The organism is Aliiglaciecola aliphaticivorans, assembly GCF_054782055.1.
Genome location: NZ_BAAGTF010000005.1, coordinates 39,934 through 53,738, shown reverse-complemented (window position 1 = coordinate 53,738; position 13,805 = coordinate 39,934). Strand labels below are relative to the sequence as shown.

At 45.5% G+C, this 13,805-nt stretch carries 11 protein-coding genes; 2 read left to right on the top strand and 9 right to left on the bottom strand.

Annotated elements, in window-relative coordinates:
- Nucleotides 1-5 precede the first annotated feature (5 nt).
- From ACYVIL_RS03400 to ACYVIL_RS03360, 9 genes are all read right to left on the bottom strand, one after another.
- Nucleotides 6-920, bottom strand: a complete 915-nt coding sequence (locus ACYVIL_RS03400) for a copper resistance D family protein (RefSeq protein WP_460311564.1) — start codon at nucleotides 918-920, stop codon at nucleotides 6-8.
- A 14-nt stretch (nucleotides 921-934) separates the two neighbouring features.
- Entirely contained in the window at nucleotides 935-1,336 is a 402-nt protein-coding gene (locus ACYVIL_RS03395) for a copper resistance CopC family protein (RefSeq protein ID WP_460311563.1), read from the bottom strand.
- A gap of 18 nt (nucleotides 1,337-1,354) precedes the next feature.
- Nucleotides 1,355-3,187, bottom strand: coding sequence for a 2Fe-2S iron-sulfur cluster-binding protein (locus ACYVIL_RS03390; RefSeq protein WP_460311562.1), 1,833 nt, complete (start codon nucleotides 3,185-3,187; stop codon nucleotides 1,355-1,357).
- A 1-nt stretch (nucleotide 3,188) separates the two neighbouring features.
- Nucleotides 3,189-3,830, bottom strand: a complete 642-nt coding sequence (locus ACYVIL_RS03385; protein ID WP_460311561.1) for a peptidase — start codon at nucleotides 3,828-3,830, stop codon at nucleotides 3,189-3,191.
- Nucleotides 3,831-3,889: 59 nt separating this feature from the next.
- On the bottom strand, nucleotides 3,890-7,024 hold the full coding sequence (locus ACYVIL_RS03380; protein ID WP_460311560.1) for an efflux RND transporter permease subunit: 3,135 nt from the start codon (nucleotides 7,022-7,024) through the stop codon (nucleotides 3,890-3,892).
- A complete protein-coding gene (locus ACYVIL_RS03375) occupies nucleotides 7,021-9,021 on the bottom strand; it encodes an efflux RND transporter periplasmic adaptor subunit (protein ID WP_460311559.1) in 2,001 nt (666 codons plus the stop codon). The genes ACYVIL_RS03380 and ACYVIL_RS03375 overlap by 4 nt, the downstream gene beginning before the upstream one ends.
- The gene (locus tag ACYVIL_RS03370) at nucleotides 9,021-10,382 is read right to left on the bottom strand and encodes a TolC family protein (protein ID WP_460311558.1); all 1,362 of its coding nucleotides are present in this window, start codon (nucleotides 10,380-10,382) and stop codon (nucleotides 9,021-9,023) included. Before ACYVIL_RS03370 ends, ACYVIL_RS03375 begins: the two co-directional genes overlap by 1 nt.
- On the bottom strand, nucleotides 10,382-10,897 hold the full coding sequence (locus ACYVIL_RS03365) for a DUF411 domain-containing protein (protein WP_460311557.1): 516 nt from the start codon (nucleotides 10,895-10,897) through the stop codon (nucleotides 10,382-10,384). The genes ACYVIL_RS03370 and ACYVIL_RS03365 overlap by 1 nt, the downstream gene beginning before the upstream one ends.
- Nucleotides 10,898-10,996: 99 nt before the next feature.
- A complete protein-coding gene (locus tag ACYVIL_RS03360) occupies nucleotides 10,997-11,356 on the bottom strand; it encodes a hypothetical protein (protein ID WP_013755305.1) in 360 nt (119 codons plus the stop codon).
- A 334-nt stretch (nucleotides 11,357-11,690) separates the two neighbouring features.
- On the opposite strand from ACYVIL_RS03360, the gene ACYVIL_RS03355 reads away from it, so the two are divergent.
- Entirely contained in the window at nucleotides 11,691-12,368 is a 678-nt protein-coding gene (locus ACYVIL_RS03355; protein WP_071978925.1) for a heavy metal response regulator transcription factor, read from the top strand.
- Nucleotides 12,358-13,770, top strand: coding sequence for a heavy metal sensor histidine kinase (locus ACYVIL_RS03350; RefSeq protein WP_460311556.1), 1,413 nt, complete (start codon nucleotides 12,358-12,360; stop codon nucleotides 13,768-13,770). The genes ACYVIL_RS03355 and ACYVIL_RS03350 overlap by 11 nt, the downstream gene beginning before the upstream one ends.
- Nucleotides 13,771-13,805 lie beyond the last annotated feature (35 nt).

Sequence of the window (13,805 nt, the reverse complement as noted above, 5' to 3'; positions counted from 1 at the left end):
CAAAGTTAAGATTGAGGACCAAGAACAGTAGTCAAAGCAGCGGTGATCAGAAAAATGCATAGTCCAATGAGCATTTCAATTTGAATCGAACGGCGCATGTCTATCGCTGCGTTACTGTGCGTTAAAAGCTTGGGAGTTAATTTTAATTTATGCCATGCGGCAAGCAGCAGGATCGCATTGACAAAGCCCAGCTTTAACAGCAGGCTTTGTCCATAGTTTTGATTGAATAAATTACCTACAGAACCAACTAGCTCCCATGCTAGCAGAGTGCCGGCAAGGATCAGCAGGCTCACCAGTCCTATAGCAAGATGACCAAATTGCCGCATCAGAGTGTAAAGCGGTGTAGGCGATAGGTGTAGGCATGCTGCTGACAACGGCCAAAGAGCGCCCATCCAGCTTAGCGCGATGATCACATGCACAGCTAATGCATAACCATATGAACGTTCCAGTTGCACGGTATGCCCGGAAAGCATGAATACATATCCAACACTCCCCCACAGAATTATTGCACCAAGAAGAGTCACGGTAAATTCAGGCGTTTTTTTGCGAGCGAGTTGCCAATAAAACGATCCACAAAAAGCAATGCCGACGATGAATATGCACAGCCGACTTATTGCAATAGTCCCTAAAGTAGATTGTGCAACCATACGTTGCATGACCGCATCAAACATGCCTGTGAAACCCGTTTGAGACAGCGACCCCACTTGGAAAAAGAAATCCAACGTAGTCGCGAAAACACCAACTAAAGCAAACATAGCCATATACTTAATAATATGAGCTTGCAGAAGCAGACGAGCTTGAGATTGTTTTTCCAGGCTAAATGGCACTAAAAGAAGGATAAGAAATCCGCCCAAAAGCGCCGACAGTCCTATATAGACAGTAAGCTTGGTGGATAGGATCAATACTTCCCAAATTGCCATTTTAATCTTCCTCTTTAATGGTCTTTGTGTTGACTATGGGCTTTTTTGTCATCTTGCATGGACTTGCTTCCGTGAACCATGAAGTCAAATGAACCGTCCATTTTGTGCCCATCCTCACCAAGTAACATCCACTGTGCGGTATAGTTACCCGGCGATAACGTCGGTAAGTCGTAATTAAAGAAAGTGCTAGACTCCATCGATGGAGAAAAATTAAAGTCGACAGGCTCGCCGTTTTGAGAATTTAACGTCAATTTGGCCAAACGAACTGGCTCAGTAAAAACAACGGACAATTGTGGAGGCGATGACATTAACATCGCATTGTTTTTTGGCATGGACGTTTTCAACGATGTGTGAGCATAACTGCTTGTGCTCAAGAAAAGAGCGGTCAGTAAGAACATTGACAATAGTGTTTTCATAAATAAACCTCGGTAGTTTTAAGTAGTAGTAAATGGTGAAAATGAATCGATTTGTATAGCATTTTCATTGACGGAGTAGCGTAATAGTAATTGGGTTACATCGTTCATCATTGCCGGAGGACCGCAGAGGAAAAACAAACACCGATGGAGGCCACGGTGCGCAGACACAAATGCATTCAACGGCGTTTGTACGCGGCCCACCTGTCCATACCAAACAGAAGACGCGTTAGACACGATAGGTTGATAGGAGAAATTGGAATGCTGTGTTTCAATCGCTTTTAACCAGCCATGATTTGCCAATTCAACAGGGTGTTTGGCGCCATAAAAGAGGGTTATATGCAGTGTCGAATGCAAGCCAAATATTAGTTCATCGATTAGAGCTTTTAGAGGTGCTATACCCGAGCCCCCACCGATCAACACAATTTCTCGTACACCAAGGTCATCAGGTAAGTCAAATCCCCCTCGAGGCGCAACTATATCAACCACCGTGCCGATGCTTAAATTACCAAGGTGAAAAGAACCGATGCCAGGTCTTTGGTTGTTAGATTGTGCCGGTTGCATTTTTATATTGAATGTAAGCACGCCACTACCATCATTTCGGTTTGCAACTGAATAATGCCTGACAGTGTTTGGATGGGAAAATGTAGCTGATTCAAAACGCGGCCAATAAGGCTGATAGCGTCTCGGTAAGTCTTTCGGAAACGCTAAAGATTGACCTTCTTTAATCTTGAATTGAACAAAACTGCCAGGCTTAAAATCCAGTGGAACACTGCCTTGATATTTAAATCTTAATTCTTTGATAAAGGGTGTAATGAATGTGTTTGAGAGCAACTCGCATGATACTATTTTGGGGTTTGGAGACTCTACAAGCTGAACGTTGCCTTTCAAATCAGTGTTTTGCTGACAAGCTAAACGATAACCGGACAACAACCTATCTTGAGATAAGCGGTATCGTTCTGCAACTGAAATGGCAGCCGATGGATCAAGACGCACAATACATTGGCCGCATGTTCCCCCTCCCCCACATACTGACTCAATAGAAAGGGCGTTGTGCTGTAGACAATCCAGAAGTGATTCATTGTCGTTAGCAACGACGTTTTGGAGGTAACCTTGCTGATCTCGTACCACTAAGTCTTGCTTTCTATACCACCACCCAATGAATACTTGCTTATTTTTAACGAGGCTAACCAGCCACGTAATTCCTGAAATACTCAACAGCACAGTCAGTAACGCGAGAGCCTTGATCCACCAGTGATTAAATGAGCCGGTGTTCTGATAATCCATAAAGTGCAATAGCATCAACAAGTTTGTCCATTCCCTGTTGCTATCGACGACGCCGGCTAATTCCCCTGTCGATGCTCGGACATAAATGTGTGTCGTTTCTCTGTCTGATAAACGTACATGCCAAACCGATTGTTGCTCTTTGGGTAGATGCTCTATCGGCGGATCAACACGGCGCAAATCTTGAATAGGCGAAGTTAGCCGGAACTGATTGTTGACCAGATCACGGATATCGTTCGCTGTTAGTTCTATTTTATTTCCCTTTATCGCGTCTATTAACTCATACTCTCTTTCATGGGCATGTCTAGCATAGTGCGTCATAACCTTATAGGTCGGGTTTCCCAACAAGCTAAGCAGCTCAATAGAGAGAGCATTGGGTGAGCGTATAAGGACGTTCTCGACGGATATTAGGTTTGGCGTTAATACACTTCCTGCAATAGCGTCACTTGCGATTCTGGAGAGCGGTTTACTGTGCTCAGCCTGTCCGAGTAAAAAACCCGTAGCGAGCCAAACCATTAATTGTGAAAACACAATTAATGCAAGGTATTTGTGAATGATCCGCCAGAACATTTCAGTCAGCTGCCTTTCGCGATGACGAAAAGGAATAAGGCAGCAATAGCAAGCCTGCTAATGCGGCCAACAGCCCTATGATAGTCATGCTCACTAATAGTGCATTACTAACGTCTTCACCGTCTTGGTAATCCATAATATGGAGGCGCCATAACCAATCAAATACTTGCCAAGGGGCATGTCGAATATATTCAACCGTACCTTTGTCTTGACTGACGTAAAATGTTGGCGCAAGTGCGCCTTTAAATTCAACTCGCCATAATGGACGTCCTCGTTGCCCAACCGGACTATCCTCTTCGTTTTCACCCAGCAAGGTCACATTGTCGACCTCATACGACCGACTTGATCTGGACATTGCGATGGCGGCGGCTTGTTTGTCTGACAACGGTTGGATGACGTCTCCTGATAAGCCGCTGATCAGTTGCGTCTTACTGGTGAGGGTTAATCGGTAAACCGGCATCTCCCCCACACTGCCCAAAACGATTGACTTAGCATCAGGGTAGCGAGCGACTATCTCATCAAAGCCAACGTTTACCGTTGACAATGATGAAAGCGCGGGCGAGCTTTTCATGAAATGATCGCCATGAATATAGTGGATATCAAACCAGACCATGTAGAGTCCACTCACTGACCAGAGGAGCATCTGCACACCGACAATCAACAGTAGGTATCGGTGTAACCGACGAGCAAGGCGACGCATAACTACCAATTACTCATCGTTTTGAGCTGCTGTTTTCGCCATATTAAATAAATGGCTGGTAAAATAAGTAGCGTCAATAAAATCGCACTGACCATCCCGCCCACCATGGGCGCAGCGATACGACTCATCACTTCAGACCCCGTACCTGAGCCATAAAGTACCGGTAATAGTCCGAATATAATGGTTGCGGTCGTCATCATGACTGGCCGGACACGCAAACCCGCGCCATGCAATACGGCTTCGGTTAGCATTCCTACGGTGGGTTTGATACCGTCCATTTTGCATTTGTCGATTAACGCCTGGTACTCATGATTCAAGTACACCAGCATAATGACGCCAATCTCGACAGCGACCCCGGCCAATGCAATGAAGCCAACGCCCACTGCCACTGAAAAGTTAAACCCCTCTAAGTACATAAGCCAAATACTACCGACCATCGATAAAGGCAACGTTCCCATGATGATCGCTACTTCAATAAAATTGCGGAAGTTGAGGTATAACAAGATCACGATAATGGCTAAAGTCAATGGCACTACATAGGTTAATTTTTCTTTTGCCCGCAACATATATTCATATTGTCCCGACCACGTTATGGAGTATCCTGCAGGCAATACCAGCTCCTCACTGACGACCTGCTGCGCCGCGACGACATAAGAGCCAATGTCTACGCCATCAATATCCACATACACCCAGCCATTAAGACGTGCATTTTCACTTTTAATGCCTGGGGGACCATCTTCAATATACACATCCGCGACATCAGCCAACGCAATGCGTTTGCCTTGTGGTGTGACAATAGGCAACAATGACAATGATTCAGGTGATGAGCGATATGATTGTGGATATCGAATATTCACTGGGTAGCGCTCTAATCCTTCGACGCTCTGTGTAACATTCATTCCTCCAATCGCACTAGAAACAACTTGTTGAACGTCTGCTATGTTGAGACCGTAGCGAGCGGCCCGTTCACGTTGGATATCGACTTTGACATAACGCCCGCCGGCAACGCGCTCTGAATAAACGGATGCCGTGCCCTCAACATCTGAAAGTATCGTTTCAATTTGTTGACCAATCTTTTGAATTTCCATAAGATCTGGACCTCCAATCTTGATGCCCACGGGGGTCTTAATACCGGTAGCCAACATATCAATCCGCGTTTTAATTGGCATAACCCATGCGTTCGTTAACCCCGGCAAATTAACCACAGCATCAAATTCTTTGATCAGATCCTGGGTCGTCATGCCTTCACGCCATTGATCTTGAGGTTTTAATTGTATAAACGTTTCTATCATTGTTAATGGCGCAGGATCGGTTGCCGTATCGGCTCGGCCGACCTTGCCAAACACCGTTTCGACCTCAGGAACGGTCTTGATCAGTTTATTGGTTTGTTGCAATAACTCGCGTGCTTTACCTATCGAAATACCGGCATAAGTCGTCGGCATATACATTAAGTCACCTTCATCAAGCGGCGGGATAAATTCGCTACCGATCTTATCAATTGGCCAAAGCCCAATTCCCAGTACTATAACGGCGACCAGCATGGTCAACTTGGGAAAACGTAATACCGTTTTCAGTGTTGGCATGTATAAAAACGTCAAGAACCGATTTACAGGATTCTTATGCTCCGCAAGTACTTTACCGCGCACAAAGTACCCCATCAAAACTGGCACCAAGGTGATCGCAAGCGCTGCGGAAGCGGCCATCGCATATGTTTTGGTGAATGCAAGCGGCGAGAACATCCTGCCCTCTTGCGCTTCTAGCGTAAACACTGGTACGAAACTAACGGTGATGATCAACAAACTGAAAAACAGCGCAGGTCCGACTTCAGACGCTGAATCTATGACGACCTGCCATCGATTTTCTTTCGTCAGGGGGGTTCGCTCCATATGCTTATGCATATTTTCGATCATGACAATGGCCCCATCGCTCATTGCACCAATAGCAATAGCGATCCCCCCCAAGGACATGATGTTCGCATTGATACCTTGCATATACATCACGATGATTGCCGTGATGATCCCGACAGGAATACTTATAATTGCGACCAGCGATGAACGTACATGAAATAAGAACGCAATACACACTAGGGCAACGACGATAAACTCTTCTACCAGTTTAGAGGCCAAGTTATCTACCGCCCGTTCAATCAAAGCTGAGCGATCGTAAACCGTGACGATTTCGACGCCATCCGGCAATCCTTTTTTAAGATCGTCGAGTTTAGCTTTGACTCCGTTAATGGTTGTTTGAGCATTTTCTCCAAATCGCATAACAACGATGCCGCCTACGGTTTCTCCTTCACCATTCAGCTCAGCGATACCCCTGCGCATTTGAGGACCTAATTGCACATCCGCGATATCCCTAACCAACAGCGGCGTACCATTTTCATTCACGCCGAGAGGGATCGTTTCGATATCTTGTTTGCTTGAAATATACCCTGTCGCCCTGACCATATATTCAGCCTCAGCCATTTCAATAACAGATGCGCCAACTTCTTGGTTGCCTCTTTTGATGGCCATTTGAATATGCGATAGCGGGATCCCATAAGCCCGCAGTTTTTCAGGATCAACTTTAACTTGATATTGCTTTACCATGCCGCCTAACGCAGAAACCTCAGAGACACCGGGAACGGTTTGCAGTTCGTACTTGAGGAACCAATCCTGCAGACTACGTAGTTGTGATATGTCGTTTTTGCCTGTGCGGTCAACCAATGCATACAAGTAAACCCAACCCACACCTGTTGCATCTGGGCCTAATTGTGGCCGAGCATTTTCAGGCAAATTGGGAGCAACTTGAGACAAGTATTCTAATACGCGGCTTCGGGCCCAATAGAGATCCGTGCTGTCATCAAAAATGATGTAGACATATGAGTCGCCAAAGAAAGAATAACCCCTGACTGTTTTAGCGCCTGGTACCGACAACATCGCTGTTGTAAGCGGATAAGTCACCTGATCTTCAACCACCTGAGGTGCTTGTCCAGGGTAACTCGTCTTAATGATGACCTGGACATCAGATAGGTCGGGCAATGCATCAATTGGTGTATTCTTTAGCGTGAATAAACCACCGCCGATAATAATTAAGGTCGTCAGTAATACGAAGAAGCGGTTGGAAACTGACCATCGAATAATAGCAGCGATCATTCGTGTGCTCCTCCATGGTTGCTATGATCCATCGAAGCATCTTGGCTTTCAGACTGAATGCTCAGGATCCTAAAGTTGCCGTCAGTGATCTCAAACGTAAATGTAATGTCAGCACCGACCGTAAATTGGCTGATATCGATAGCGTCGCTCACGGTAAAGTCAAGAGTTGCCGCAGGCCTATCCCACTTTGGGATCGCTTCACGTGAAATATTGACTACACGAGAGTGCGTATTGATGGCATTAATGGTGCCTGTCACCACTGCGCTTTGCGCTGAACTTGGTTCTGCTGATTTTACATGGATGGTTGTTACCAGATAGTCGCTATCACCGGTTTTGGTGATTTCAATATGCAAATCCATACCAGCTTCCAACTGTGATAAATCGATAGTGTCAGCAACAAAGAAATCCATTGTCATCGCGGGCCAATCCCACGCTTCAATTGCTCCGTGGTCAAGATTTAGCATTTTGTGTGAGGACATAACCGAATTAATCGTTGCTTCAGTCCATATAGTGCGTCCATTTATCGTCTGTGTATCAGCATTGTCGTCAATGATATGCACCGTCGTTACCACATACTGACCATCGTTTTCTTTACTAATTTCAATATGCGCCCCCATACCTTGCCGCAAACTCGTTAGGTCTACGTGGTTGGCGACAGTAAAATCCATTGTCATTTCTGGCCAATCCCATTCACTGATGGCGCCATGGTTCACTGTTATCATGTTATGTGAAGGCATAACATCGGTGATGGTGGCTTCGGTAAAAACCGACGACGGGAGTGCATCAGGTGCTTCCATCCGTTTAAAATCTGAACTGATACTGCTTTCTGAATCGAGTAAAAAGTGTGCAGAGGTGACAATCTGATCCCCGTCGATGAGACCTGTAGTAATTTCAGTGTAGTCCTCTACCACTCGACCTACATCTACGGCAATGGACTTGAATTGCCCGTCACCGAACGCCAAGACAACACGATCTTGCGTGCCGGTTCTGATAACCGCTTCTGATGGCACAAGAACGTTGTCTGAGTCAAAGTCTGAATGTATTGTGATCTGGGCAAACATGTTCGGCTTAAGCGCGTAATCGGCATTTTTAAAGCGTAATCGAACCCGCAGCGTTCGAGTGCTCTGTTCAAGTGTGGGGTAGACGTAATCAACCTCACCCTCCCATGTTTTGCCGGGTAAAAAATCCAACGTCATTGTGACGGGAAGTCCAACAGTGACTTGCGCGGATTGCCGTTCAAAGATTTCAGCATCAACCCACACCTCATCCAACGCACCAATGGATAGGAGGGTATTGCCTGGCTTGATAAAGAATCCTTCGCGGATATTTAAATTGTCAACAAACCCGGTTTGCGGTGCCGAAAAAGTGATCGTTTGACGAACTTTTTTGCTCGATATTAAGGACTGAATCGCTTCATTTGGCATTTGCAACGCATCTAACCGCGACCGAGCAGCATTGATCAAATCGTCGCTCCCGCGGCGCATCGCGATCAGCAGCTCTTCTTGCGCATTGACCAATTCTGGGGAATAGAGCGAATACAATGGTTCGCCTTTTTTGACATACTCTCCCGAGGCTTTCACATGCAGTGTATCTACCCAACCTTCAACGCGTGGGTGGATATGTATCAAGGTGTCTTCATTATATTGCACATAGCCAACCGTACGAATAGGGACATGCAGCGAGCGGCGTTGAACCGATGCTGTTCTTACCCCTAAATTATTAACTACATTGGGTGATATGCTAATGGTTCCCGGACCTTCATTACCTCCCGTGCTCTCCTCATAAACGGGGACGAGATCCATTCCCATCGGAGATTTACCCGGTTCATCACGACGGTAATTGGGATCCATCGGTGCCACCCAATAGAGTGGCTGGGGTTCTGTGCTTTGCCCTGCTGCGTTAGATGGTGCATCAGAAGGAAGTAGGAATGTATATGCTAACGCAGTCATTGCACCGCCGATAACACATCCTAAAATAATGGCTTTCGTGTTATTCATTATTGTTCTCCGAATTGAGTCTTGGAAATACCTGCGGTGGTATTGAAGTAATAATTAAGTCGAATGTTTGTTCTGACGAGATCCACATCGATATCCAATGCATCAATACGCGCATTCAAATCCGCGATACGCGCGCGAGCAACTTCGGCGAAATCGCCGTCATCATTGGTGTAGGCATTCAAGGACGCATCTGCTTGTTCTTGCATTTGTGCTAATAACTCGTCGTTGTATAACGATTGCCTGTCAGTTAAACGTTCTCGCTCAGCGTATAACGACTGGATGGCAGACATCATTTCGCGCAGTGCGAGTAACTTGTCAGTCTTTATGGCTTCTGATTGATTTACGGCTGCAGAGACTTCTTTGTCTTGACGGTTTTCAGTAAAAATAGGTAAATCAAAACTAACACCGACTGACAAGAAATCAGCTCGACTTGCACCTGCCGGGGTATCATCGCGAAAAGCGTAACTGGCATTTACGCCCCATTGGGGTTTGTATTTTTCTTTAGCTAACTCAACCCCGGTTTGACTCGCTCTGATACGTTGATTAATGGATAAAATATAAGGGTGATCTGCGAGTAATTCCGCGAGCTGTTGTTGGTTTTTCCTTTCTACCATTAACAACGTGTTGTCAGTGATTTTTGCAATGGCAGGTAATGTATTAGGCAACTGCAACGCGCTAAATGCATCAAAGCCAAGTTGGCGTGCAGACTGCTGGTTTTTTAGGATCCATTCCAATAACTTACCTGTGGCGCGTTCTTCCAGTGCTTGTAGTTTTGTTAATCTGTCTTCTAACCGCGTCAATTCTAACTTTGCCCTAATGATGTCTTGCTGTCGCACGCGTCCAAGGGCGGTCGCATAATTCGCTTTGGCAATGTCACTGAGTTGTTCAAACAATGCCCTATCTTGATGGATTAGCTTAATACTCTGCTGCGCGCGATAAATTTCAAGCCAAATATCAGAGACCTGCACACGTGTGCGGGCGATGCGATCAGCACGCATTAATGGGTGCTCGGCGGCTTGCTCTCTTAATTGACGAGAACGAATATCTAACGAATCCCCTCTGGGGAACATCTGTGAAACCCCTGCCTTAAGTTGCGTCATGGGTTCTTGATCGAATGCGAATCCATCTGTTGGTAAGTTCGCTAAACCAATATTAACTACCGGGTCCGGCAAACTAGCGGCTGCCACGCTACTTGAAACAATGGCTTGCTCGCGATACTCACTGCCTACAAGCCAAGGATCGTTGTTAATCGCGATTTCAACAGCCTGCTCCAATGTCAATACCGACTTGGTTTGACTTTGGGCGAGCCCAGTATTCAAAAGCGTCATTAGTACAATGACATGAAATGAAAAGCGTCTCATTAGAATTGCTCCTCATAGGTATTAACTTCGGCATAAGTGGTTGCGCTGCCATCGTCATTGAGTTGCAGAATAAGATAAGGGTGAAATTGATCACCGACTTCCATACCAGGTGAGCCAATTGGCATAGCCGGCACACTGAGTCCGATGGCGCCTTCAGGTATATTGTCTAAAAATTGCTGAATGAATTTTGCTGGAATGTGACCTTCAAAAACAAAACCGTCTGGGGACAATGCCGTATGGCACGAACGGTAATTAGGCGCAACACCATATTTGTCTTTAATTCGAGACATTAACGTAACATTGGATACGTCTGCGTCGAACCCGTGCTCTTCAATATGGTTCACCCACTTTTGGCAACACTTACAAGAACGGCTTTTGTAGACTGTTAAGGACGTTATCGGGGATTCAGTCACTGCCTCTGAATCGTTATTTATCTGTGTTGCGTCGGTACATGCTGATAAAAACAGTGCAAACACCAAGGCTATCCACATCGAGCGATGCGTAATAATTGACATAATTACTTTCTCATTTCTATTGTTTAAATAAATGGCTTGCTACGAACATTCGACTAACAAGCGATATCATTGCCCGGATTCTAGACGGACTTATCCTGCTTAAATGAGAGAGTGTTTCGGAGGGCGCTGCAATCCACCTAAAAAGATTTGGTTTAGGTTTGGGTTAAGAGACTGAATACTCAGCGACACGCCTTCGGGTGACGAATGAGCTTGACTAGAGAGAAGACCAATATGAAACATCGCCATTGGACAACAGCAATCTTGCTGACAACAATCATTCATATCATCGCTTTGCGAGTGTTTCATCATGTCATGAGCGCTGTGCATATCGTGAGATCCGACCTCCATCTCCGCTGCCATTTCGTCACTGCATGGCATTTGCGCGAATGCAAATGACTCGCTCATTTGCACACTGAGCAATGCAATCACAATAATTAAGTGAATGAAGGCGCTTTTCACGGTCTCGTCGTTCCTTGGTGTTTGACAGACAGCAGTCAATGACTGTTTATTAATTGCTGAAGATGTTAGCACCCTCGCCTGACAACCAGATTACCCCTACATTACAATTCGGTAATAAATGCAATTAGACGGATTATCATAGATCAAAGGCAAGGATTTCATTGCATAATCAGCGACCTAAGGGCTAACATCTTGATAGCGCTCAGCATTAAGATTACGGGACATTAGCGAAATTACAAAGCGACCTACATAGTAGGTGTTTCGTTTCACGGTTTCGTTACGTACATTAATATTGTAAGCGGGCTTATCATAAGTAACACGGGCGGAACATCGCATGAAAATATTAGTCGTTGAAGACGAAACAAAAACTGGAGACTACATCAAACAAGGCCTTGCCGAATCGGGCTTTGTTGTTGAGTTAGTTCGGACCGGCCTCGATGGCCATCACAAAGCCATGCTCGGTGAATATGAGTTGATCATCTTAGACGTCATGCTGCCTGATATCGATGGTTGGAAAATATTGTCATCGTTACGAGAGTCTAACAATCATACACCGGTTCTTTTTCTTACTGCTCGTGATCATGTGAATGACCGTGTTAAAGGTTTAGAGCTCGGCGCAGATGATTACTTAGTGAAGCCGTTTGCATTTGCTGAGCTGCTAGCGCGTGTGCGTACGTTGATCCGCCGCGGCACGTCCGTGCCCAATAATATTTTACACATAGCCGATTTGGAGCTCGACATTCCTTCGCGTATTGCCACGCGAAGTGGGCGCACAATAAACCTGACAACTAAAGAGTTCACCTTATTAGAATTAATGGTGAGACGCCAAGGCGAGGTATTGCCGCGTTCTCTTATTGCTTCGCAAGTATGGGATATGAATTTTGATAGCGATACCAATGTGATTGATGTCGCCATTCGCCGTCTTCGAGCAAAAATCGATGATGACTTTTCACCAAAGCTCATTCAGACTGTGCGAGGGATGGGATATAAAATGTGCAGTAATGAATCTTAAGGATCTATCAAAGCGACCAAGCTCTCTCGCCTTTCGGGTCACTATACTTGTTGGGCTCACTATCTTTGTGTGCCTAACGTTTATAAGTCTTATGGTGCAGCAATCGATTGCTCAGCATTTTGAAGAGCAGGATGCAGATGAGCTGAATGAGGTGTTTCTAGCCGTGAAACGCAAGCTTAATACAGCGTATAATGAAGGGGTCGCACCGTCTAGCATATTATTCCAAGCTGTCTCTGGGCATCACGGTGTCTATTATTCAGTCAAAAATAAAGACAACGAGGTTATTTTTAGCAGTGAGAGCGCAGCGCTAGAAAAATACCCTGGCGATACTTATGAAATAGAACAAATAACGCCATCCATGTTAAGCCTCTTTTTCGACGGCGAACATATGTTACGGGCAACGGAAATAATCGTGCGTATTGATGACGCCAACAGCCAAACACATTATCAAGTCATCGTTGCCTCGAATATGGAATTTCATATGAACTACATGGAAGACTTCGAGACAACACTGTGGGGGATCATTGTATTGTCTGGGGCTATTACGATCTTAGCCGCGCGGTTTGCTGTTTATCGTGGTCACTCACCATTACGACGTCTCAGTCGCAAAATCGGTTCCATCACCGCGGATAAATTAGATATCAGGTTGGAACCCACCGAAGTCCCAGTGGAGCTTGCTAATCTGGTGGAGTCCTTTAATGCGATGATTGAGAGACTTGAAAGCGGGTTTGAGCAGCTGTCCCATTTTTCCGCTGACATAGCTCATGAACTAAGAACACCTATCACCAACCTGACTACACAGACCCAAGTCATACTCAATCAGCCACGCTCGACTAATGAATACACTGACATTTTATATTCTAACTTGGAAGAGTACGAGCGAATGTCGAAAATGGTCAGTGACATGTTGTTACTAGCACAAACGGAGCACGGCTTGATCAAACCCAACGCTGAGCTTATTGACTGCCATAAAGAAATCGGTGATTTAATCGAATACTTTGAGCTCTTGGCCGAAGACAAGCACGTCAGCCTCCAACTTATTGGCGATAATATAACCTTAATGTGCGACAAATCGATGTTTCGACAAGCACTGAGCAACTTGTTATCTAACGCCATTCGGTACACACCCGATAATGCAGAAGTAACCGTGTCTACTCAAATACAGGATAGCGAAGCATTGATATCGATTTCAAACCCAGGTAAAAAGATCCCTGACATTCAACTTTCTCGCCTTTTCGATCGTTTCTACCGCGCGGATCCATCTCGGAAACGTGACGGGCAAGGCGCTGGATTAGGATTAACCATTGCGAGATCTGTTCTTGAAGTTAATGGTGCACATATACAAGTGGGATCAGATGAGCAGGCAACGACGTTCACGGTCGTATTTCCATTGAGTAGCTGACGCCTCGAACACACGCGAGTGTTAATTCGAGACGC